The following is a 23,942-nucleotide window of genomic DNA, read 5'->3' as shown; positions in this document are numbered from 1 at the left end:
TCAGTATCAAAAAACCCTTTCAGCATTTACTAAAAGGGTTGGGTTTGTATTTAACTTATCATTGCTCCGTTGATTACACCTTCGGCATCCGGGTTTACAAAAACCAGCTTGCCCTCGGCGGTATTGGTGAGTAGCAGCATTCCTTCGCTTTCCACACCGCGTAAAGCTCTTGGTGCTAAATTTACCAAAACCGTTACGCGTTTTCCGATCACTTCTTCCGGGGTGAAATGCTCTGCAATTCCTGAAACGATGGTGCGAACGTCGATTCCCGTATCCACTTTCAATACTAAAAGTTTGTTGGCTTTCGGCATTTTTTCGGCTTCGATAATGGTTCCGATACGCAAATCCACTTTGGCAAAATCCTCAAAAGCGATAATGTCTTTTTGCGGTTCTGCTTTAGCGTTTTCTGCTTTGTTGGCTACTTTGGTTGCTTCTAATTTATCTATTTGTTTTTGAATTTCTTCGTCTTCTATTTTTGCGAATAATAGTTCGGCTTCTCCAATTTGGTGACCGGCTGGAATCAAATCCGATTTGCTGCTGATCTCGTTCCAATTGAAACCGTTGTTCAATTTCAGCATGTTTTTCAGTTTGTTAGCCGTGAACGGTAAAAAGGGTTCGGCCAAAACACTAAGTGCAGCAGCAATCTGTAAGGCCACATACATTTGAGTCTGCACACGCGCCGGATCCTCTTTTACGATTTTCCAAGGTTCTTCGTCGGCTAAATATTTGTTTCCTAAACGGGCTACGTTCATTAATTCGCCTAGTGCTTCACGGAATCGGTAACGTTCTACAGAAGAAGCAATCACAGATGGATAGGCTTTGAGTTCTGTCAGTGTTTGTTCGTCGATTTGTGTCAATTCATTTGGTTCAGGAATGATTCCGTTGTAATATTTATTGGTAAGCACCACTACACGGTTGATGAAGTTTCCGAAGATGGCCACCAATTCGTTGTTGTTGCGCGCCTGAAAATCTTTCCAGGTGAAATCGTTGTCTTTGGTTTCCGGAGCGTTCGCCGTTAAAGCATAACGCAAAACGTCTTGTTTTTCAGGGAAATCCAATAAGTATTCGTGCAACCAAACCGCCCAGTTTTTAGAAGTGGACAATTTGTTGCCTTCTAAATTTAAGAATTCGTTGGCCGGGACATTATCCGGTAAAATATATGAGCCTTCCGCTTTTAGCATTGCAGGGAAAATTACACAGTGGAATACGATGTTGTCTTTTCCGATAAAGTGTACTAGTTTGGTATCTTCTGATTTCCAATAAGGCTCCCAATCTTTACCTTCGCGTGCTGCCCATTCTTTAGTAGAGGAAATATATCCAATCGGTGCATCGAACCATACGTATAATTTTTTGCCCTCTGCTCCTTCAACGGGAACGTCAATTCCCCAGTCTAAATCTCGGGTTACGGCTCTTGGACGCAAACCGTCTTCCAACCAAGATTTTACCTGTCCGTAAACATTGGGTTTCCAGTCGTTTTTATGACCTTCTAAAATCCACTCGCGCAAAAAAGCATCGTATTGGTCTAAAGGTAAAAACCAGTGTTTGGTTGATTTTAAAATGGGTTTGGTTCCGGTGATGGTCGATTTTGGGTTGATAAGGTCCGTTGCGTTTAAAGACGATCCGCATCTTTCACACTGATCACCATACGCTTCTTCGTTACCACATTTTGGACAGGTTCCCGTTACGAAACGGTCAGCTAAAAACTGATCGGCTTTTTCGTCGTACAATTGTTCGGTTACTTCTTCGATGAATTTACCTTCATCGTATAATTTTCTGAAGAATTCCGAAGCGGTTTTATGATGAATTTCCGCCGAGGTTCTCGAATAATTGTCAAATGAAATTCCAAAATCTTCGAACGATTTACGAATAATTCCGTCGTATTTGTCGATTACCTCTTGAGGTGTAATTCCTTCTTTTTTGGCTTTCATAGAAATAGCAACTCCATGTTCGTCACTTCCACAGATAAAAGCCACGTCTTTTCCTTGAAGACGAAGAAAACGACTGTAAATATCGGAAGGCACATAAACACCGGCCAAATGTCCAATGTGGATAGGACCGTTGGTATAAGGTAATGCGGCGGTAATCGTATAACGTTTTGGATTTTGTATCATAAACTGTCAATTTGAGTGCAAAAGTACGCAACAAAATGGAACCTTTCATAGGTTAAGGAAAGAATCATTTGGTAAAAAGACAAAAAACCACTCGTTAAGCGAGTGGTTTGAAGTTATGGAAGATTTACGCCAACAGGAATGTCACAGCGGTGGCCTTCTTCACCATGGGCCGGATTGGGTTTCCCCTGCATGCCCGGAGCAGTTGTTTGTGCTTTAACTTCGGGTTTCATAGGAGTTATGTTAGCACTTGGAAGCGTCATGGTTGAAGTTTCTGCACCGGCATTCTGACTTTGACTGTTTGGTGATGAAACGGTATATCTTGTTGCGTTTGTATTGGTTGTGGTAGTGGTATTTTTTGCTGCTGTTGGCTTGCTGCTGAGTGGGGCTCCTACAGGAATATCACAGCGATGCCCGGGTTGTCCGTGTGGTGGATTCATTCCGGGTCTGGTGGCTGGAGCAACAGTTGTTGTTGAGATTGTTTGCGGCTGTGCCTGTATCTGCTGATTTTGGATTGGTTGAGGATTTTGTTGAATTTGTTTTTCTTCAGCCATATTTGTAGCAATACTGTCGGAAATTTTACCGTCGATTTTATCGGATGGTTTTGCTTCTTTCTGACATGAAAAACAAAGAACGGCAACAGAAGCAATAAGCGTAAAAGTTTTCATAGTGGAATTGTTTTTTCAAAAATAGAAATTACTTTCCTTTTAAGTTTATAAGAAAAGTTAAATTAAAGTCCTTACATTTAATACGTAAGAATTGCACATCAGAATTTCAGAAATTTTTAAAGTATGAGCAATGTATTTTTGAAAATAGTATTGGCAACTTTGGTATTTATGGCTAGCTTTGGGGGATATTCTCAAAAACGCATGAAAATACCACCGTATCTTAAAAAAGGCGATAAAGTTGCCCTAGTTTGTACTGCACGAAAATTTTTTCCGGAAGATGCTCAGCCTGCTATTGAACTCTTGAAATCATGGGGTTTGGAAGTGAAATTAGGAAAAACCATCGGACTGGACAGTTGCCAGTTAGGTGGAACCGATAAGGAACGCGCTGCCGATTTTCAGGAAATGTTGGACGATGAGAGCATTAAAGCAATTTGGTGTGCCCGTGGCGGTTACGGAACAGTGCGAATCATCGATAGCCTGGATTTTACCAAATTCAAAAAGCATCCCAAATGGATCATGGGTTTTAGTGATGTAACGGTGCTGCACAGTCATCTGAATACGTTAGGCATTGCAAGCTTGCATTCCATCATGCCCTTTACGGTTCCCAAAGCCCCGGAAGAAGTGAAAGAAACCCTTCGCAAAGCCTTGTTCGGTGAAAAACTGAAATATGTGGTGGAGGCTAAAGGTTATGAGCTTCAAGGTAAGGCTAAAGGACAACTTGTGGGTGGGAATTTGTCTATTCTTTACAGCTTGTTGGGTTCGAAGTCTTCCTTGGATACAAAAGATAAAATCCTCTTTATCGAAGATTTGGATGAATATTTATACCATATCGACCGAATGATGCAAAATTTGAAGCGCAACGGTTATTTGGAACATCTCAAAGGGTTGATTGTTGGTGGGATGACCGACATGCATGATAACGAAATTCCTTTTGGTCAAAATGAAGTAGGTATTATCACTGAAATCGCAAAGCACTATAATATTCCGGTTTGTTTTTATTTTCCGGCGGGACACGTAAAAGACAATCGAACTCTTGTTTTAGGGAAAGAAGTTGAGTTTGAGGTGAATCAGAGTGAAATCATTTTAGAGTTCAAAAATTAAATGGCCAAGCACAATGATTTAGGAAAACTCGGGGAAGATTTGGCAGTGAACTACCTTCGAGATCAAGGCTATGATATTTTGGAGCGCAACTGGGTTTTTCAAAAAGCTGAAATCGATATCATTGCCCAAAAAAATGAAGCACTTATAATAGTTGAGGTAAAAACACGTTCTAATCTTGAATTTGGAAACCCACAGGATTTTGTCAATCCTAAAAAAATAAAGTTGCTGGTTAAGGCTGTAAATGAATATGTTACTTTGAATGATCTTGATTGTAACACACGTTTTGATATTATTGCCATAAAAAAAGACGCAACCAAATACGAAATCGAACATCTTCAAGATGCGTTTTATTACTTTTAACACTGTTATAACTATAACATTTTGTTTTTTATCGTATATTTCGCAAATTTTTTAATTATTATTTAAGAATTATTATGAAAACCATCTCTTCCGTAGTTGAAACGTACATAAAGAACAAACCTTTTTTGCTTAACGGCTTAACCTTGGGAATTGTCAATCTGACTTCACTTGCACGAATCATGCAGCAGGAGTTGGAACAGGAAATGGGGAAAGAGGTGAAGCAAGGCGCTATTGTAATGGCTTTAAAACGTCTTTCTGAAGAATTGGAATTCCGTTTGAACCATAAAGTAGAGCGTGTACTTAAGAACTTAGGAGACATAACCGTTCGTTCTTCTTTAACAGATTACAACTTCACGATTAACCCTAAAGTTTTACAGCGTCAGGCGGAATTTATTTCTGAAATCAGTAACCTTACCGATATTTTTTATACTTCTTCCCGCGGGGTTAACGAAACCAACATTATTGTAAGTGATTCGGTAAGCCATTTGATGGAGAAACATTTTGCAGATGAAAAATGGATTCATAAAGTTGATAAACTGGCTTCGGTTACGGTAAAACTTCCTAAAGATAACGTTGGGGTTTCCGGGCTTTTCTACTATGTTTTCCAAAAACTGGCTTGGGAAGGGATTAATATCTGTGAGGTAATTTCAACCAATTTTGAATTTACTATTGTAGTAAGCGAGGAACAGGTAGATTTGGCTTTCAAAATCATCAAAGACTTAAAAAACTTGTAATTGTTTGATTACTTTTACCGTTTTACTATATTTGTTTTAAATCATTAAGAATACTTATGTACGAAATTATTCAGAAAGCCCACTCTGGGATTGCTTATCTAGCACTTTTAGTTTTGGTAATTGCCGTTGTGAATGCCTTTATCGGCTATAGTTCTAAGAAAGTTTTTTCAGCTACTGATAGAAAAATTTCGCTTTTTGCGCTGATATTCTGCCATATGCAGTTGTTGGTTGGATTGGTGTTGTATTTTGTTTCACCATTAGGAATGGATGCTTTGGGAGAAATGAGCAATGCAGAATTACGTTTAACTTCTTTGGAACATCCGTTGGTAAATATTTTAGCCATCGCTTTAATTACCGTAGGATGGTCTAAGCATAAGAAAGAAGAAACTGACAACGGTAAATTCAAGAAGATTGCCTTTTTGTATTTAGCCGGTTTGTTGTTTTTGTTAAGCCGAATACCATGGAATTTATGGTTCTAATATAAGCCCTGAAAAGGGCTTTTTTTATCCTCGGCACATTTTTTGTTAACTGATGTTCAACCAATAATAAAAGCATGAAAAAAATAATTGCCCCTATTTTATTACTTTTTGTTTTTATATTTCTGGGGAGCAGTTTCACCAGTCATAAGATTAGTTTACAGGAAAAAGCCAAAACGGTCCGCGATACGATTCCCGCAGATACTTTAGATATCGATTTAAAGTTCAAACCTTATAAAAAAGCCGTTCACGCTTCGTACTATCACGATAAATTTAACGGAAGACGTACAGCTAGCGGTAAACGTTTTGACAACTCCAAGTTAACGGCGGCTCATAAAAAGTTGCCTTTCGGAACAAAACTTAAAGTGACTAATCCTGCCAATAACAAATCGGTAATTGTGACCGTGACCGACAGAGGGCCTTTTACCCGAGGACGTGAAATCGACCTGACCAAAAAAGCCTTTATGGAAATTACGCACGCCAAAGGACGCGGCTTCCTTAATGTAAACCTAGAAGTGGTGAAATAATTATTTCCAGCTTGTATAGGGATGTTGGCTTAGGTATGCGTTGTAATAGCGTTCATCTCCGGTTACTTCGAGGCCCAGCCAGTCTGGTTTTTCAAAAATTTCCTCCTCAAAGGACAATTCGATTTCGGCAAGTATTAACCCTGAATTTTCTCCTGAAAACACATCCACTTCATAAATGTGGTTCCCTTTTTTTATATCGTAGCGTACCTTCTCAATAGTGCCTTTTTCGCAAAGCGGCAGCAGTTTTTCGGCATCGGCAACTGAAATTTCGGTTTCCCATTCTAAACGGGTGGTTCCGGAGTCATTCCCTTTTCCCTTTATGGTTAAAAAACCTTTGTTTCCCTTAATTCGAATTCGGACAGTTCGCTCCGGATTTGAATTTAAATATCCTTGAACAATACGGTTTTGGACAAAAGCTTCGTTTTTAAAAGCTTCCGAATTTACCAGAAATTTTCGCTCGATTTCCTGCATTTTATGATGTGATTAACTTAAATTAGGACCAAGTTAAGAAAATTAAGCGGTTCAAATTGTATTTTTACACTACATGAGCATTAAGAAAAACCGCATGAATTTAGGAAGACCACACCCAAACACTCAGACACTAGGAGAACTTTTTGAAAAGTATTTCGGTACAGGACAGTATTCTGCTTCTGAAAACTTGGGTTTGTTAATTGAATTGGTAAATTTCTTCCGACCAAAACAACCTAAAAGCGCTTCGGTTTCCATTGCGCCGCTGCTGCTTTTTTTAGCGGAAAATCCAATTGAAAAAAGATTGCTGATTGCGTATTTCAAAACCGTTTTCCAACAGCGTAAATTCAGCAAAATTTTATCTGATGCGGGAATACTTCAGGATTCGGATTTTCTCTATGAAGTAAAAAAACGACTCATCGCCAAAATTTTACCCTACCAACCGGAAAAAGATACGTTGGAATACATTCTTAACCAAGTGTTTTATCTGGATACCGACACGATTTGGGTAAATAAAATTCCTAAGGAAGAGTTGTATCGTTTGTTTACGATTTTGACATTTTCAGACATCTACCCTTCTTCCAAGGAGACCACTCCCTTGTCGGAACTCCTTAATGCAATGACTTTACTTTCTCAGCGAATGAGCGGAAGAGCCATGGAATACGATGTAATAAAAATGGTTCCCGAATACGATGCGTACGACAGCCCGTTTACGGCAATGGAAAAGGAACTATTGCGTATTGAAGAGCAAGTTCGCACCAATAATGAGCATTGGGTTACTTCGGAAAACCTGCACTATAAACAATTTTTGATCCTGCACAAGCAATGCGAAGAGTATGTAGATAAAGCTTTTAGCAACAGTCAAAAGTATGGGATATCTCTTAAGGTAAATCAGAATTTACTAAGAATCCGTCAGCAATTGTACCGCTTGAAGATTTTAGTGCCTTTATTGGTGGTTAATCAAGAAGCGGAAAAAAAAGAAAAAAGTTTGCAATTGGCTCTTAAACTGATTAAATACAACTGTTTCAAGAACAATGTAGGGAAACTTATTAACGACAGTACGCAACTGTTGTCTTATGAAATCACTCAGCATACCGCCAAGACTGGCGAGCATTACATTACCGAAACTTCCAAAGAGTATTTTCAAATGCTTAAAGCCGCAATGGGAGCTGGTTTAGTTGTTGGTATTCTGTGCATTTTCAAGGTTTTATTGGGAAAAGTTGAAACCAGTTATTTTGGTCATGCTTTTCTTTATAGTATGAATTATGCCTTGGGTTTCATTACTATTTTTCTACTTGGATTTGCCTTGGCTACAAAACAACCGGCAATGACAGCTGCCACTATTGCAAAAGCTTTGGAAAGCGGAATGAAGAGACCGAATAAAAATGGAGAAAAACACAGCTCGTTTGCCCATTTGTTTGCCCGATTGTTTCGCTCGCAGTTTATCGCTTTTGTGGGCAATGTGTTTGTGGCTTTTCCGGTTTCTCTGTTAGGGATTTGGCTGATTGATTTGGCTTTTCATTACAATATAGCAGAAACGAAATGGACTAAACTATTAACCGACATCAGCCCAGTGGATTCTCCGGCGATTTTTCATGCAGCCATTGCCGGGGTGTTTCTTTTTCTCTCGGGCATTATTTCCGGGAGTGTTTCTAATCGCAACAAGCACCAGCAAGTTTACTACCGAATTCAGGAGCATCCGTTTTTGAAACTTACTTTTGGAACTGAAAAAACAAAACGAATTGCCAACTGGATTGAAGGCAACTGGGCTGGAGTGATTTCTAATTTCTGGTTTGGAGTTTTTATGGGAAGCACCGCTTCAATTGGTGCTTTTTTAGGGCTGGATTTAGATGTGCGTCACATTACTTTTGTGAGCGGTAATTTGGCTTTAGGGCTTTTTGGAGCCAATTTTCAAGTAACTTCGGGCATGCTTCTTTGGGGAATTGTCGGAATTGGAGTAATCGGTTTTGTGAATTTTATCGTGAGTTTTTCCCTATCATTAGGGTTGGCTTTTCGTTCGAGAAATATTCCTTTTTCCGAGTTGCATTTTCTGAACAAAGCAATCTGGGTTTACTTTAAAAAACGACCACTGGCATTTTTCTTTCCCATAAAAGAAAAGTAAATTTATCGGATGGAAACCGAAGAAGTAAAATACAGAAAAATTATCCACGTGGATATGGATGCTTTTTACGCTTCGGTGGAACAGATGGACAATCCGTTGCTTAAAGGAAAACCTTTGGCTGTTGGCGGAAGTGAAGTGCGTGGTGTGGTCTCTGCTGCCAGTTACGAGGCAAGAAAGTTTGGTGTACGCAGTGCTATGAGTGGTTATATGGCCAAAAAACTCTGTCCTGAACTAATATTTGTCCGGCCGCGATTTGATCGGTATAAGGAAATTTCCAAAAAAATACGCAAAATTTTTCTGGATTATACTGATTTGGTCGAACCACTTTCTCTGGACGAAGCCTACTTAGATGTAACCGAAAACAAAAAAGGAATCCCGAGCGCGACCTTAATTGCCCAGGAGATTCGCAAACGCATTTTTGAAGAAGTAGGACTCACGGCTTCTGCGGGAATTTCCATCAACAAATTTGTGGCAAAAATTGCTTCCGATTACAATAAACCCAACGGACAAAAGACCGTTAACCCCGATGAAGTTGAGCCTTTCTTAGAAGCGCTGGATGTAAAGAAATTCTACGGCGTGGGGAAAGTTACCGCAGAACGCATGTATCAATTAGGGATTTTTACTGGAGCTGATTTGAAAAGTAAATCATTTGAATACCTCGAGCAACATTTTGGCAACAGCGGAAAATCGTTTTACAATTTGGCACGCGGTATCAGCTACAGTCAGGTAAAACCCAACCGAACCCTTAAATCGGTAGGAGCAGAGCGAACCTTTAATGTAAACTTGTCTTCGGAAATTTTCATGGAAGAACGTCTGGAGAATATTGCCAATGAATTGGAGCGTCGTTTACAGAAAAGCAAAATTGCTGGCAAGACGATTACCCTTAAAATAAAATATTCTGATTTTACCTTGCAAACCCGAAGTAAAACTTTGCCTTATTTCATTTCTGATAAAAGTTTGATACAGGAAACCGCTAAAGAATTGTTGTATCAGGAAAAATTAAAAGAATCCGTCCGTTTACTGGGAATATCACTTCATAACTTAAATACGGAAGCCAAAAAAGCAGTAGTGGTTCAGTTGAAATTTGACTTTTAAGCATAAAAAAAAGAGCCTGTTAGAAAAGGCTCTCTTTCATTATGTTTTTTTGAATATTTAGTCTCTGCTGGAAATTTTAGACAACAAACGTAAAAATTCAACGTAAAGCCAAACCAGGGTAACCATTAGTCCCATAGCACCAAACCATTCCATGTATTTAGGTAGTCGGTTTTGAACGCCTTTTTCAATATTGTCAAAATCAAGGAACAGATTTAAAGCAGCAATTACCACTACAAAAGCGCTGATTCCAATGCTAGTTAACGAGTTACCGTGATGAATGGGCTGGAATTCAATAAAAAAAGATAAAATCCAGGAAATCAGGTAAAAACTCAGGATTGCTAAAGTGGAAGCAATTACAATGGAACGAAAACGTTCTGTTACTTTTACCACTTGATATTTATACAATCCAAAGCAAACCAAAAAAGTCACGAAGGTTGCACCAACGGCCTGAATCACAAGTCCCGGATATGCTGCCTCAAAAAAAGCTGACAATCCTCCTAAAAATAATCCTTCAAACAATGCATAGCCTGGGGCTAAATAACCGGACCATTGCGGTTTAAATGAAGTTGTCAGTACGATAATAAAAGCAAGAATCGCCCCTCCAATGGTTAGAAAAATAGGGTTGTAACCTGCAAAAGCAAGAGTCCAGGTTATAGTTGCCGTAGCGACGATCAACAGCAATAAAAGAAAACTCTTGTTGATGGTTCCCGAAACGGTCATCGGTTCAAGATGCTCAATTACTACAGCACCATCCTCTAATTGTTGGGCGCTTACTTTAGTTTCGTTGTACGATTTGTTTTTGAAAAAAGGATTTCTTGAATTCATAAAACTTTTTTTTTGTATAAAATCAAATATATTAATTTGTAGGAAAATAACCTATTCGATTTCGGAAATTCTAAGTGTGTTTACCATTCCTTTAGCAGTAACCGGCATGGCAGCTAAGTTTACCAACATATCCCCTTGTTTTACAAATCCTTTTTCTTTACAAATAGCATTAATGTCGTCGATCGTGTCGTCTGTACTAACGAATTTATCGTAAAAAAAAGCATTTACTCCCCATAATAAATTCAATTGGGTAAGGATGCGCTTGTTGGATGTAAATACCAAAACATGAGAGTGCGGACGCCAAGCTGAAACCTGAAAAGCCGTATAACCACTGTTGGTTAGGGTAGTAATGGCTTTCGCATCAATATCATTGGCTAAAACCGCTGCGTGGTAACAGATGTTTTTGGTAATGTAACGATTGGTTTTGATTTGAGGCTGATTTTGTGGCACCTGAATTAGTGGTGAATCTTCCACACTTTCAATGATTTTGGTCATGGTCTCAATTACCTGTACCGGATAATTACCAACCGAAGTTTCTCCGGAAAGCATTACGGCATCGGCACCATCCATTACTGAATTCGCCACGTCGTTTACCTCGGCACGCGTTGGAGTTAAACTGGTAATCATGGTTTCCATCATTTGGGTTGCGATAATTACCGGTATTCTAGCCGTTTTAGCACGGTGCACTAATTTTTTCTGAATTAGAGGAACTTCCTGCGCCGGAATTTCAACGCCCAAATCACCACGAGCCACCATCAAACCATCACAATATGCGACAATTTTATCGATATTGTCCACGGCTTCCGGTTTTTCAATTTTGGCTATAATCGGAATTTTATGATCGGAATTAGCGCTGATCAAATCGCGTAAATCTTTTAAATCTTCCTGAGTTCTTACAAAGGATAGCGCGATCCAATCCACATCAGCTTTAATGGCAAAGTGAGCATCTCGAATGTCTTTTTCTGTTAGTGCCGGCAAGGAAACTTTCGTATTGGGAAGGTTTACGCCTTTTTTAGATTTTAAAGGCCCGCCTTGAACAACAACCGCCTGTACTTCTGTTTTTTTGTCAGTTTTTAAAACTTCGAAAATCAGTTTTCCGTCGTCCAAAAGAATACGCTCCCCGGGATTTACATCTTTAGGGAATTCTTTATAATTCATATAGACCTTTTCGGACGTTCCTAAGATGTCTTCTTTGGTGGTAAAAGTGATTTTGTCGCCTTTATTGACTACAACATCTTCCTTCATTACGCCAACGCGTAACTTTGGTCCTTGTAAATCCGCTAATATGGAGGTGGTATAGCCAAATTCGTCATTTAAACCTCTAATGATGTCGATGCGCTCTTGTACATCGGTATAATCGGCATGGGAAAAGTTAATTCTAAAAACGTTTACTCCTGCATCAATCATCTCTTTTATCACTTCTCTGGTGCTGCATGCAGGGCCAAGTGTCGCTACAATCTTCGTCTTTTTTCTTGTTGGCATTGTATCAGAATATTAAATTATTTTTCGATTTTAGTTTGCTTTGATCTATGGAATAGGCAGTGGTGATTTGTCGGATGGTAAGTAACTCTTCCAAGAGGGTTTCCGTATCAAAAAAATCGTCTACCTGTTCAATTTTTAATAAATAATCGACTTTCTTAAGCTCGGGAAGCAGGTAAATATTGGTGGTGATGTCCAATTCTGTTTCCTCGAACAGGGAAGTCGCTTTGGTTTGTTTTGTAATAACTTTGGTTTTGTTGGGGATCAGATTCCAGAACAGTTCATTTTCCTGGTCTTCGTAAATGAAGCGGGTAAAATGACTTTTGCCTTCCGGAATTTGAATGCCGATGTCTTTCTGGCTTTTTTCGAAGGAAACCGAAAGGGTCTGGTTAACAAAATAGGCCAATCGATAATCTTCCAATGTGGAATGGATTGCAATCAGCTGATAATCTACCGAACTGAAATCGTCGATTTGTAATTTGATAATGCCCATTGGTTTTTATTCTAACGTAAATATACTACATTAAACTATGAAAAAAACAGTGTGCCGCGTTGTTAACGTTAAATTAGTACCCTAAAGTTGTAGTAGTTAGTTGTTTTTAGTGTCCATTTTTTCCTGAAAAGCGAAATAGGCTCGTTGTGAAGCTTTTTCTTCTGCTTTTTTCTTTGAAGTAGCTCGGGCACGGGCGACTATTTTGTTGTCAATCTTGAGTTTTACCCCGAAATATTTAACACCTTCGTTACCGTTGTCTTCAAAAACATCGTAATGGAAAGATTTTTTTTCTTTTTGACACCATTCAATTACCAGACTCTTATAACTGATGACCTTTCCTTCTAATTTCGGAATGTCTACATAAGGGGCAATTACTTTTTTCTGGATGAATTTTTCACAAAATGCAAAGCCTCGATCCAGATAAATGGCTCCGATTAAAGCCTCAAATAAATTTCCGTGTATGTTTTCTCCAAAATGTTGAGAAGAAACTTTACTCTGTACATGTTTAATCAGGTTCAGGTCTTTACCTAATTCGTTTAAATGGTCGCGGCTCACAATTTTAGAACGCATTTTGGTGAGATAGCCTTCGTCTCCGGCCGGTACTTCGTTAAAAAGATGTGCGGCAATTACAGAACCCAGCATCGCATCGCCTAAAAATTCCAAACGTTCATAATTTAAAGGATGGCCTTTTTCATCGGTTTTGTTCATGGAACGATGCGTAAAAGCTGTCCGATAATTATTTAAGTCGACAGGATTAAAACCTAAGATTTTCTGAAGTTCATCAAAAAAAATCCCGTCTTCTGCAGAGCGGGAATTTTGAAATATTTTCTTGATGATGCGTTTCATAAAAACGTATTATGACTCTAGTCTTTTGAACAATACACAAGCATTGTGACCCCCAAAACCGAACGTGTTGCTCATGGCTACTTTTACGTCTCTTTTTTGTGGTTTGTTTAATGTTAGGTTCAAACTAGGGTCGATGTTTTCATCTACCACTGAGTGATTGATCGTTGGTGGAACGATTCCGTTTTGCATCGCTAAAATTGAGGCAATGGCTTCGATAGCTCCTGCAGCACCTAATAAGTGACCGGTCATGGATTTTGTCGAATTGATGTTGATGTTTTTCGCATGTTCACCAAAAACCGCACTAATTGCTTTTAATTCTGCAACATCTCCTAGAGGAGTGGATGTTCCGTGTGTGTTGATGTGGTCTACATCTTCCGGTTTCATACCAGCGTCGTTCAAACAGTTTTTCATTACGGCAATAACACCGATTCCTTCCGGGTGCGGAGCGGTCAAATGGTAAGCATCCGAAGATAAACCTCCACCACCTACTTCACAATATATTTTCGCCCCACGCGCTTTTGCGTGTTCGTATTCTTCTAAAACCAAGGCTCCTGCTCCTTCTCCTAAGACGAAACCGTCACGGGTTGCATCGAAGGGACGCGATGCCGTTTCAGGGCTCTCATTTCTAGTGGATAAGGCTTGCATAGAGTTGAATCCACCCATACCGGCAATGGTCACGGCTGCTTCCGAACCTCCGGAAACAATTACGTCACACATACCCAAACGAATGTAGTTGAAAGCATCAACCAATGCATTTGCCGAAGAAGCACAAGCCGAAACGGTTGTATAGTTCGGTCCCATAAACCCATTTCTCATCGAAATGTGTCCCGGAGCAATATCGGCAATCATTTTAGGGATAAAGAACGGATTGAAACGAGGCGTTCCATCGCCTTTAGCATAGTTGATCACTTCCTCCTGGAAAGTTTCCAAACCTCCGATTCCGGCTCCCCAGATAACTCCAACTCGGTATTTGTCAACGTTTTCTAAAGTAATCCCTGCATCTTTGATGGCTTCATCACTAGCGGCAATAGCATATTGGGCAAATTTATCCAAACGGCGAGCTTCCTTACGATCCATATAGTCTTCAATGTTGAAGCCTTTAACCTCACATGCAAACTTGGTTTTGTGTTTTTCGGTATCGTAATATGTTATTGGGGCAGCGCCACTTTTTCCGTTTATCAAACCATCCCAGTATTCCTGGATGTTGTTGCCAATCGGGGTCAATGCGCCTAAACCTGTTACTACAACTCGCTTTAATGCCATAATATAATTGTTATTGTATTGAAACAAATAAACCCATGCTACTTTCTGTAAGGTAAAGGAAACATGGGCAATTAAGTTTTATTTTGTTGATTGTTTCCAATCGGATGTTCACTTTAATCAAAAGGTGAGTAAAAAATAATAACTCCCATGTGTTCCTAAGAGCACATGGGATGTATATTTATTATTTTTTAGCTTCTTCGATGTAAGAGATAGCCTGACCAACTGTAGAAATGTTTTCCGCTTGGTCGTCTGGAATTTGAATGTCGAATTCTTTTTCGAACTCCATGATTAGCTCAACAGTGTCTAATGAATCAGCTCCTAAATCGTTAGTGAAGCTTGCTTCTGAAACAACTTCGTTTTCGTCAACACCTAATTTGTCTACGATAATCGCCTTTACTCTTGATGCAATGTCTGACATAATTTTCAATTTTTAAATTTAATTTGTTGGCAAAAATAAAAAACTTTATTTTAAAACAACATTTTAGTTAATAAATGTGACTACGAAATTAAAAAAATAATTTTACAAAGGCTTCCATTTTCTATTTATTATCATTTATTATTCTTTTTTTTGCAGTGTGAAAACGCTTGTTTCTGCGTAATAAAAATTACAGGATAGATGAAAAAAATAGTAATTTTTGCTTCCGGCTCCGGCTCGAATGCCGAAAACATCATCTTACATTTCAAAAATAAAAGTCAAGGAACCGTAGTCGCAGTTCTTACTAACAATCCACATGCCAAAGTTTTGCAGCGTGCTGAAAATCAAAATGTTGAAACGATTGTTTTTAATAAAACTGAGCTTTCCGACGGTACGGTACTGCAAAAAATAAATGAAATCCAACCGGATTTAATTGTGCTGGCCGGTTTTCTTTTAATGTTTCCGGCTGAAATTATCGCCCAATATCCAAATCAAGTAATTAATGTGCATCCGGCCTTGCTTCCAAAATATGGAGGAAAAGGGATGTATGGGATGAATGTTCATAAGGCTGTTTTGGAAAATAATGAAAAGGAAACCGGAATTTCCATTCATTATGTAAACGAACATTACGACGAAGGGGCGATTATTTTTCAGGCTTCCACAAATATTGAAGATTGCTTGACCCCGGAAGAGGTTGCGCAAAAAGTACATCAACTGGAACATAAACATTTTCCTCGGGTAATTGAGCAGCTCATAAATCAATAATTTTAACCGACAATTTTGAACCACGAAGTCCATATTTATACTGATGGTGCAGCCAAAGGAAATCCTGGCCCGGGCGGTTATGGTGTTGTTTTGGAGTGGGTTGGGAAACCGTATAAAAAAGAATTTTATGAAGGCTTTCGTTTAACGACCAATAATCGAATGGAGCTTTTGGCGGTAATTGTAGGTCTGGAAAAACTTAAAATTCAAGGTACGAAAGTGTTAGTGGTTTCCGATTCGAAGTATGTAGTGGATTCGGTAACCAAAGGTTGGGTGTTCGGTTGGGAGAAAATTGGATATAAAGGCAAGAAAAACCCTGATTTATGGATGCGTTTTTTAAAAATTTACCGAAAGCATCAAGTCGATTTCAAATGGATTAAAGGACACAACAACCATCCGCAAAACGAGCGTTGTGATGCGCTTGCGGTAATGGCTTCTGCTGAAAAAAATCTTTCTATAGATACTTTTTACGAAAACCAGGGTGATTAATTTGCTTGATTTTCATAACTTTAAGGGATGAGAACGTCCCAATTTCGTTTTTTAGTTGTTTTTTTTCTGTGGATGGGGTTTTGTACTTATGCCCAGAAAAAATCGGAGCTTGCCTTAGATAGGGAAGGCATAAAGATTTATTTGACTAAACTTGACACTACGCCATTTAAGGAGTATCGTGCTGTGATGACAGTTCAAGCGAATATTGATACAGTGGCTAAACAAATTCTGGACATTAACAGCTTGAAAAAGTGGAATTTCAAAACCCGAACCAGTGAACTGATCAGGAAGACCTCAGACACCAGTTGGGTTTTCTATATGAAGCACCATTTGGGATGGCCGATTCAGGATCGGGATCATGTATCGCGTGTTACACTTAGTAAGAAACCCAACGAACAACTCATAACCATTTTACCGATAAACAATTTGATGAAAGAGAAAGAAGGAATTGTTCGTTTGAAAAGCTTTAAAGGATTTTGGTTTTTAAAAAAAATCAATGAACAGCAAACCTATGTAGTGCAGCAAATTTACGGGAATCCAGGGGGGAGTATACCGGCGTTTATGGTAAATATGGTTGTTACCAAAGGGCCGTTCGAGTCGTTTAAAGAACTCCGGAAACGCGTAGAAAATCTTAACAAAAAATAGGCTTTTCAGAACCAAAACAAAATCGTACATTTGCAGCTTCAAAATTAGAAACCTTTTATGAATAAATTATTGATTGTAGGCACAGTAGCCTTTGATGCAATTGAAACTCCCTTCGGAAAAACCGATAAAATTTTAGGTGGAGCAGGTACGTATATCGGTCTTTCGGCTTCTCATTTTAACTTGAAATCCGCAATTGTTTCGGTTGTTGGGGATGATTTTCCACAGGAACATATTGATTTATTAAAAAATAAAAACATTGATCTTTCTGGTCTTGAAGTAGTTCAGGGCGGAAAAACGTTCTTCTGGAGTGGTCGTTACCACAACGACTTGAATTCAAGAGATACTTTAGATACACAGTTAAACGTATTGGCAGATTTTCAACCAAAAGTGCCAGCAGATTTTAAAAATGCTGATGTGGTAATGCTTGGAAATTTACACCCACTGGTACAAAGCAGCGTTTTGGACCAAATGGAAGTGAAGCCGAAATTAGTGGTTTTGGATACAATGAACTTCTGGATGGATTGTGCTTTACCGGAATTAATGGACGTAATCAAACGTGTGGATGTTATTACAATCAACGATGAAGAAGCACGTCAGTTATCAGGTGAATATTCTTTGGTAAAAGCAGCGGCTAAAATTCATACGATGGGACCTAAATATGTAGTGATCAAAAAAGGAGAACACGGCGCTTTATTGTTTAATGAGAAAAACGTATTCTTCGCACCGGCCTTACCATTAGAAGAAGTATTCGATCCAACCGGAGCAGGAGATACCTTTGCGGGAGGTTTTGCAGGATTCATCACCCAAAGTGAAAACGTTTCGTTCGAGAACATGAAAAATGCAATCATTTACGGTTCAAACCTGGCTTCGTTCTGTGTGGAGAAATTCGGAACCGAGCGAATGGAAAACCTGAAAAAAGAAGAGGTTTCCGCTCGTTTGCAGCAGTTTAAAGCCTTGACACAATTTGAAATCGCGTTAGAAAACTAACTATACAATCATGAGCCTCGGAAACGGGGCTCTTTTAATTAATACAACAACACAACAACTATGAGCGACGCTTTAAAACACGAGTGTGGCATTGCCCTTTTAAGATTAAAAAAACCTTTAGAATTCTATAAAGAAAAGTACGGTTCGGCTTTTTATGGGGTGCAGAAAATGTACCTGTTAATGGAAAAGCAACACAACCGTGGTCAGGACGGTGCCGGTCTGGCCAGCATCAAACTCGATGTGGAGCCGGGAGAACGATACATTAGCCGAGTGCGTTCCAATCAAGCGCAACCGATTCAGGATATTTTTGCACAAATCAATCATCGTATTAATGAGGAAATGGAGCAAAATGTTGAATACCAAAACAATGTAGCGCTTCAAAAAGCAAACATTCCCTACATCGGTGAGTTGTTTTTAGGACACGTTCGTTACGGTACCTTTGGGAAAAACAGCATCGAGAGTGTTCACCCGTTTTTGCGTCAGAACAACTGGATGCACCGTAATTTGATTGTGGCTGGAAACTTCAACATGACCAACGTTAAGGAATTGTTTGAGGATTTGGTTCGTTTAGGGCAACACCCGAAAGAAATGGCGGATACGGTTACCGTTATGGAAAAAATTGGTCATTTTCTGGACGATGAAGTAACCGATTTGTACCAACAATGCAAAAATGACGGGTTAAGCAAAAGAGAAGCTTCTCCGGTGATTGCTGAAAAACTGGATATCGGAAGAATTTTACGTAGAGCTTCTAAAAACTGGGATGGGGGTTACGCGATGGCCGGTTTGTTAGGTCATGGAGATGCTTTTGTTACCCGTGATCCTGCTGGAATTCGTCCGGCGTTTTACTATCAGGATGATGAAATTGTGGTGGTGGCTTCCGAGCGTCCGGTAATCCAAACAGTTTTCAATGTTCCTTTTGAGACCATTAAGGAAATCACTCCAGGACATGCTATTATTGTTAAAAAAGATGGCCGTGTTATTGATGAACAAATCCGTGAGGCCTTGCCATTAAAAGCCTGTTCGTTTGAGCGTATTTACTTCTCCAGAGGAAGTGATGCCGAAATTTATCAGGAACGAAAAGATTTAGGAAAATTAATCATGCCGGCAGTTTTAAAAGCAGTTGATAATGATACCGACAACACGGTTTTTTCCTATATCCCAAACACTGCAGAAACCTCATTCTACGGAATGGTAGAAGCAGCCAATGACTTTTTGAACCAGCGCAAAATCAACGATATTTTAGCTCATAAAGATTCGCTTTCTGCAGAGAAATTACAGGAAATTTTATCGGTAAAGCTTAGATCGGAAAAAATTGCGATCAAAGACGTAAAACTAAGAACGTTCATTACCGAAGACAGTAGCCGTGATGATATGGTGGCACATGTTTACGATGTTACCTATGGCGTGGTAAAACCAACGGACAATCTGGTAATCATCGACGACAGTATTGTACGCGGAACCACACTTAAACAAAGTATCATCAAAATGTTGGATCGCCTGCATCCTAAAAAACTGGTAATTGTCTCATCGGCACCACAAATCCGTTATCCGGACTGTTACGGGATCGATATGGCAAAACTGGAAGGTCTGGTGGCGTTCCGCGCGGCGATGGCGTTATTAAAAGAACGAAACCTGTACCACATTGTGGAAGAAGTGTATCAAAAATCGAAAGCGCAGGAGCATTTTCACGACAGTGAAGTAGTGAATTATGTAAAAGAAATTTACGCGCCGTTTACCGATCAGGAGATCTCCGATAAAATAGCTGAGATGCTTACCGAAGAATCAGTAAAAGCCGAAGTGAAAATTATTTTCCAAACAGTAGATAATTTACATAAAGCGTGTCCTAAGAACTTGGGAGACTGGTACTTCACAGGGAATTACCCTACCGATGGTGGAAACCGCGTGGTAAACCGAGCATTCATGAACTTCTACGAAGGTAAGGATGCAAGGGCGTACTAAAATCTGACAAATGTGTTTTTCGTCGACTTTATATGCAGTTTATCTGATTTTTTTGAACGATGAGAAACCTCGCCATACATTCGTATCACCATAGCATTAGTAGGTTAAGTTTATGGTAGATTTGGGGCAAAAAGGGTGGAAGAAATTCCACCTTTTTATTTTTAAAGTTAGTTATACCGCATAAAAAAAGCGTTCAGGTTAATGAACGCTTTTTTATTTTTATAAAGCAGTTTTTATTTCGCTGCTGCGTAACGTTTAGCTACTTCCGCCCAGTTGATTACATTAAAGAACGCCTCAATATAATCCGGTCTTCTGTTTTGGTAGTTTAAGTAGTAAGCGTGTTCCCAAACGTCCATTCCTAAAATTGGCTGACCTCCACAAGGTACGCCCGGCATGATTGGGTTGTCTTGATTAGGCGTTGAACAAACTTCCAGTTTTCCGTCTTTTACACACAACCAAGCCCAACCAGATCCGAAACGAGTTGCTCCAGCTTTAGCGAATTGTGCTTTAAATTCTTCGAAAGAACCAAAAGCTGCGTTGATAGCGTCTGCCAATTCACCTGTTGGTAAACCACCAGCGTTTGGAGCCATGATTTCCCAGAACATAGTATGGTTGTAGTGTCCACCACCGTTGTTACGTACTGCCATATTGTTCATATCAAGATTTTTAAGGATGTCTTCAATTGATTTTCCTTCTAAATCCGTTCCAGCGATAGCTGCGTTTAAGTTGGTAATGTAGGCGTTATGGTGTTTAGAATGGTGGATTTCCATAGTGCGCGCGTCGATGTGCGGCTCTAAAGCGTCATAAGCGTATGGTAATTTTGGTAACTCGAATGCCATGATGTTTTATATTTAAAGATTAATAATTAAATTCATTCAAAATTATAAATTTATCTTCGTAAAAGAAAATAGTAATTCTCTATACCTTGATTAATAAACTCAATTTAATAATTTAAAAAAGTTGAATAAACACGCCTTCACCCTTTACGACGCTTCTGCCGGTTCCGGAAAAACCTATACGCTGGTAAAAGAATATTTAAAAATTCTGATGCTTTCGGATACTAACGATGCGTATAAAAAAATCCTGGCCATCACTTTTACCAACAAAGCGGTTGAGGAGATGAAAAGCCGTATTGTTTCTTCTTTGCACGAGTTTTCGAAAGACAATCCAAGTGAAAAAGCACAGGATTTCATGAAAAACATCTCGGAGGAAACCAAATTGTCGATGGCTACCCTTAAAGATAAATCAAAGGCGATTATCAAAAATATCATCCATAATTACGCGGCGTTCGATATTTCCACCATTGACAAGTTCACCCACAAAGTCATTCGAACTTTTGCCCATGATTTAGGCCTTCCGCAAACTTTTGACGTATCGTTGGAAACCGACCTTCTTTTACAGAAAGCCGTAGATGCAATTATTGCCAAAGCCGGTGAAGATGAATTGCTAACCAAAATTCTGGTTGATTTCTCTATTGATAAAACCGATAGCGATAAAAGCTGGGACGTAACCCACGAATTGCTTGATGTGAGCAAACTGCTGGTAAACGAAAACAACCGTAACGAAATCTCGCATTTTCATGAGAAAACCATCGATGAATTTTTGGTAATTCGGGACAAATTATCCGAAGCAATAAAACAACTGGAAGAGATTTCGGCAAGTTTAGCTAATGAAGCGTTGCAATTATTGAAGAATAGCGGAGTGGATGAAGCATCATTTCCTTATGGTACGTTTCCAAAACATTTGAATTTTATCGCAAACAACGATCCCAAAGCTAATAACCATAAATTCAGGGAACCGGAAGCGATTGCAATTAAAAAAGGAGCTAAAGACAAAACCGTAATTGAAAGTATTGCGCCTGAATTGATAGCAATTCTGGCCAAAGTCTATAAAAATTATGAGAAGAAAAATTTCTATTCGGCTTTTCAGAAAAACATTACGCCCTTATCGCTTTTGAATTCGATTGCACAGGAGTTGGAAACGATTCAAAAAGACCAAAATATCTTGTCGATTTCCGAATTCAATGCTATCATTCACAAAGAAATACAAAACCAGCCCGCACCGTTTATTTACGAGCGATTGGGGGAGCGGTACAGGCATTTTTTTATTGACGAGTTTCAGGATACTTCTCAAATGCAGTGGCACAACTTGGTTCCGTTAATTGATAATGCGCTGGCTTCAGAAGATTTGTCGGGTACGCGCGGCTCATTAATGATTGTAGGCGATCCCAAACAATCGATTTACCGTTGGCGTGGTGGAAAAGCCGAGCAGTTCATCAGCTTAAGTCACGATGAAAATCCGTTTTCCAACAAAGACAAAGGCGTGGTAAGATTGGAACGGAATTTCAGAAGTTATTCGGAAGTAATTGAATTCAACAATGCGTTCTTTGCTATGTTGGCCGATGAATTTGCCAATGAAGATTATCAGGAGTTGTACCGCAACAAAAGTCATCAGGAAACCAATGCCAAAAAAGGCGGTTATGTGAACATTTCTTTTATTCCGAAAGTTGAGAAATCCGATGAAAGCACGGATGAGGAAGCCGACGATAAAACACAATTGTATCTAAAAGCCACACTGGCTACCATAAATAAAGTAAAAGCGCAAGGTTTTCAGTATCGGGATATGGTGTTGCTTACCCGAAAAAGAGATTCCGGAGTAGCCTTGGCGAATTATTTAACCGAAAACGACATTCCGATTCTTTCCTCGGAAACCCTTTTAATTGAAAATGCCACCGAAGTAAAGCTGATCTTGAACGTGCTTCGTTACCTAAAAAACAATAACGACAAAGAAGCCAAAGCGGCCGTGCTTTATTTTATCGCCAGAAACAAACAAACCGAATTCCCGATTCATGATTTTATCGAAACCGGAATGGCAAAATTTTCAGAAGAAGTACTGGAAGCATGGCTGGAGGAGTTCGGAATGTCGATTTCGTTTAAAAATTGCCGTAAAAAATCGTTGTATGAAGCGGTTGAAATTATTGTTTCGACGTTCATCAAGGAAAAAAGTACGGTTTCTTACGTGCAGTATTTTATGGACTTGGTGCTTGAGCGCGATGTAAGGATTCAGTCGAGTATTGCGGATTTTCTGGAGTATTGGGACAACAACGGTTCGAAATTCAGTATTCCTTCGCCGGAAGGGAACGATGCGGTACGAATCATGACCATTCACAAATCTAAAGGGCTGGAATTTCCGGTGGTGATTTTTCCCTTTGCCGAAGAAGATTACGCCAAAAAACCACGAAACAAAATGTGGCTGGATCTGGAAGACGAAAACCTGAATCTTCCTAAAGCACTGGTCGACACTAAAAAAGAAGTGGCTGAATACGGAGAAAAAGCTTCAGAAATTTATAATGAAAAGAGTCAGGAAGAATTGCTGGATAATATTAATGTATTGTACGTAGCGCTTACCAGAGCCGAAGAGCAGCTTTACATTATTTCCGGCAAAAATCTGAGCGCGAAAGGGGAGTTGACCAACAATATGTCGTCTTATTTTATCAAATATCTTGACTTTGTAAAAAAATATGAAGAGGGGAAAATGGAATTTGATTTTGGTAAGAAAGAACGCCTTTCCGAAGTAGGAAAAGGGAAGGAAAAGCAGCCAACCATTGAAATTGTTAACGAAATTTTTAATCCGAAGAAAATCAAAATTGCCCAGCGTGAAGCTTTAATGTGGGGAACCGATCAGATCAAAGCCATCGAATTCGGAAATGTAATGCACGAAATTTTGTCATTTGTAAAAACCGAAACCGATATCGATTTGGCCACAACAAAAGCAATTGAAAACGGATTAATTACCGAGTCGCAAAAGCAAGAAGTTTTAGTGACTTTGCAGGAAATTGTTACGCATCCGGAGCTGGAGGTGTTCTTTTCTTCGGATAATAAAGTTTTTAACGAGCAGGCAATTATTAAAAAAGGAACCGCTACCATTAAGCCGGATCGTGTATCTGTGAAGGATAATGCGGCCTATTTACTGGATTATAAAACCGGGGCGCATCAGACTAAATATGAAAAACAGTTGTTGGAGTACGAAAAAGCATTGCAGGAAATGGGTTATGTTGTGGAGAAAAAAACGCTGGTGTATATAGGAGAAAAATTAGAAATAGTACATTTGTAATCCAAAC

Annotated in this window: 23 protein-coding genes; 13 read left to right on the top strand and 10 right to left on the bottom strand. The window is 39.2% G+C overall.

Annotated features, from left to right (window positions below; translation table 11 throughout):
* Positions 1-50: 50 nt before the first annotated feature.
* A complete protein-coding gene (gene metG / locus LZZ90_RS01890; RefSeq protein ID WP_237788985.1) occupies positions 51-2,111 on the bottom strand; it encodes a methionine--tRNA ligase in 2,061 nt (686 codons plus the stop codon).
* Between the two features lie 113 nt (positions 2,112-2,224).
* Positions 2,225-2,776: a hypothetical protein gene (locus LZZ90_RS01885; protein WP_237788984.1), complete on the bottom strand. Its 552-nt coding sequence runs from the start codon at positions 2,774-2,776 to the stop codon at positions 2,225-2,227.
* Positions 2,777-2,899: 123 nt separating this feature from the next.
* Between LZZ90_RS01885 and LZZ90_RS01880 the strand changes: the two genes are divergently transcribed.
* From LZZ90_RS01880 to LZZ90_RS01860, 5 genes are all read left to right on the top strand, one after another.
* On the top strand, positions 2,900-3,877 hold the full coding sequence (locus tag LZZ90_RS01880; RefSeq protein ID WP_370640594.1) for an LD-carboxypeptidase: 978 nt from the start codon (positions 2,900-2,902) through the stop codon (positions 3,875-3,877).
* On the top strand, positions 3,878-4,237 hold the full coding sequence (locus LZZ90_RS01875; RefSeq protein WP_237788983.1) for a YraN family protein: 360 nt from the start codon (positions 3,878-3,880) through the stop codon (positions 4,235-4,237).
* 74 nt (positions 4,238-4,311) lie between these two features.
* Complete coding sequence (locus LZZ90_RS01870; protein WP_237788982.1) at positions 4,312-4,971, top strand: aspartate kinase; 660 nt, start codon at positions 4,312-4,314, stop codon at positions 4,969-4,971.
* A gap of 56 nt (positions 4,972-5,027) precedes the next feature.
* Positions 5,028-5,450 carry a hypothetical protein gene (locus LZZ90_RS01865; protein ID WP_237788981.1) on the top strand — a complete coding sequence of 141 codons (423 nt, stop codon included), beginning with the start codon at positions 5,028-5,030 and terminating at the stop codon, positions 5,448-5,450.
* A 74-nt stretch (positions 5,451-5,524) separates the two neighbouring features.
* A complete protein-coding gene (locus LZZ90_RS01860; protein ID WP_237788980.1) occupies positions 5,525-5,974 on the top strand; it encodes a septal ring lytic transglycosylase RlpA family protein in 450 nt (149 codons plus the stop codon).
* On the opposite strand, the gene LZZ90_RS01855 is transcribed toward LZZ90_RS01860, so the two are convergent.
* On the bottom strand, positions 5,975-6,445 hold the full coding sequence (locus LZZ90_RS01855) for a CYTH domain-containing protein (RefSeq protein WP_237788979.1): 471 nt from the start codon (positions 6,443-6,445) through the stop codon (positions 5,975-5,977). It abuts the gene before it with no gap.
* 73 nt (positions 6,446-6,518) lie between these two features.
* Between LZZ90_RS01855 and LZZ90_RS01850 the strand changes: the two genes are divergently transcribed.
* A complete protein-coding gene (locus tag LZZ90_RS01850) occupies positions 6,519-8,564 on the top strand; it encodes a site-specific recombinase (protein ID WP_237788978.1) in 2,046 nt (681 codons plus the stop codon).
* A gap of 9 nt (positions 8,565-8,573) precedes the next feature.
* On the top strand, positions 8,574-9,659 hold the full coding sequence (dinB, locus tag LZZ90_RS01845; protein WP_237788977.1) for a DNA polymerase IV: 1,086 nt from the start codon (positions 8,574-8,576) through the stop codon (positions 9,657-9,659).
* Positions 9,660-9,716: 57 nt separating this feature from the next.
* Here dinB and LZZ90_RS01840 read toward each other — a convergent pair whose 3' ends face one another.
* The 6 genes from LZZ90_RS01840 to LZZ90_RS01815 form a co-directional block, all read right to left on the bottom strand.
* Positions 9,717-10,484, bottom strand: coding sequence for a Bax inhibitor-1/YccA family protein (locus LZZ90_RS01840; RefSeq protein ID WP_237788976.1), 768 nt, complete (start codon positions 10,482-10,484; stop codon positions 9,717-9,719).
* A 51-nt stretch (positions 10,485-10,535) separates the two neighbouring features.
* On the bottom strand, positions 10,536-11,966 hold the full coding sequence (pyk, locus tag LZZ90_RS01835) for a pyruvate kinase (RefSeq protein ID WP_237788975.1): 1,431 nt from the start codon (positions 11,964-11,966) through the stop codon (positions 10,536-10,538).
* A 4-nt stretch (positions 11,967-11,970) separates the two neighbouring features.
* Positions 11,971-12,456 (bottom strand): IPExxxVDY family protein, encoded by a 486-nt coding sequence (locus tag LZZ90_RS01830; RefSeq protein ID WP_237788974.1) that lies wholly within the window; start codon positions 12,454-12,456, stop codon positions 11,971-11,973.
* Between the two features lie 96 nt (positions 12,457-12,552).
* A complete protein-coding gene (rnc, locus tag LZZ90_RS01825; protein WP_237788973.1) occupies positions 12,553-13,302 on the bottom strand; it encodes a ribonuclease III in 750 nt (249 codons plus the stop codon).
* A gap of 9 nt (positions 13,303-13,311) precedes the next feature.
* On the bottom strand, positions 13,312-14,565 hold the full coding sequence (gene fabF, locus LZZ90_RS01820) for a beta-ketoacyl-ACP synthase II (protein WP_237788972.1): 1,254 nt from the start codon (positions 14,563-14,565) through the stop codon (positions 13,312-13,314).
* A 181-nt stretch (positions 14,566-14,746) separates the two neighbouring features.
* On the bottom strand, positions 14,747-14,983 hold the full coding sequence (locus LZZ90_RS01815) for an acyl carrier protein (RefSeq protein WP_026980165.1): 237 nt from the start codon (positions 14,981-14,983) through the stop codon (positions 14,747-14,749).
* 198 nt (positions 14,984-15,181) lie between these two features.
* Here LZZ90_RS01815 and purN point away from each other — a divergent pair, with 198 nt between their 5' ends.
* From purN to LZZ90_RS01790, 5 genes are read left to right on the top strand one after another with little or no spacing between them, the layout of a single operon-like run.
* Positions 15,182-15,745, top strand: a complete 564-nt coding sequence (gene purN, locus LZZ90_RS01810) for a phosphoribosylglycinamide formyltransferase (protein ID WP_237788971.1) — start codon at positions 15,182-15,184, stop codon at positions 15,743-15,745.
* Positions 15,746-15,760: 15 nt separating this feature from the next.
* Positions 15,761-16,231, top strand: a complete 471-nt coding sequence (rnhA, locus tag LZZ90_RS01805; RefSeq protein WP_237788970.1) for a ribonuclease HI — start codon at positions 15,761-15,763, stop codon at positions 16,229-16,231.
* A gap of 27 nt (positions 16,232-16,258) precedes the next feature.
* Positions 16,259-16,876 carry an START domain-containing protein gene (locus LZZ90_RS01800; protein ID WP_237788969.1) on the top strand — a complete coding sequence of 206 codons (618 nt, stop codon included), beginning with the start codon at positions 16,259-16,261 and terminating at the stop codon, positions 16,874-16,876.
* Between the two features lie 57 nt (positions 16,877-16,933).
* The gene (locus tag LZZ90_RS01795) at positions 16,934-17,863 is read left to right on the top strand and encodes a PfkB family carbohydrate kinase (RefSeq protein ID WP_237788968.1); all 930 of its coding nucleotides are present in this window, start codon (positions 16,934-16,936) and stop codon (positions 17,861-17,863) included.
* Positions 17,864-17,923: 60 nt separating this feature from the next.
* Positions 17,924-19,822 carry an amidophosphoribosyltransferase gene (locus tag LZZ90_RS01790; RefSeq protein ID WP_237788967.1) on the top strand — a complete coding sequence of 633 codons (1,899 nt, stop codon included), beginning with the start codon at positions 17,924-17,926 and terminating at the stop codon, positions 19,820-19,822.
* A 233-nt stretch (positions 19,823-20,055) separates the two neighbouring features.
* Here the strand turns inward: LZZ90_RS01790 and LZZ90_RS01785 are convergent, their stop codons facing one another.
* Positions 20,056-20,661, bottom strand: a complete 606-nt coding sequence (locus LZZ90_RS01785) for a superoxide dismutase (protein WP_237788966.1) — start codon at positions 20,659-20,661, stop codon at positions 20,056-20,058.
* A gap of 121 nt (positions 20,662-20,782) precedes the next feature.
* Between LZZ90_RS01785 and LZZ90_RS01780 the strand changes: the two genes are divergently transcribed.
* Entirely contained in the window at positions 20,783-23,935 is a 3,153-nt protein-coding gene (locus LZZ90_RS01780) for an exodeoxyribonuclease V subunit beta (RefSeq protein WP_237788965.1), read from the top strand.
* Positions 23,936-23,942: the final 7 nt, after the last annotated feature.

This window comes from Flavobacterium sp. SM15, assembly GCF_022012335.1.
Lineage (GTDB): Bacteria > Bacteroidota > Bacteroidia > Flavobacteriales > Flavobacteriaceae > Flavobacterium.
Note: the sequence above shows the minus strand (reverse complement) of the source record. Positions and strands in the feature narration are given on the sequence as shown.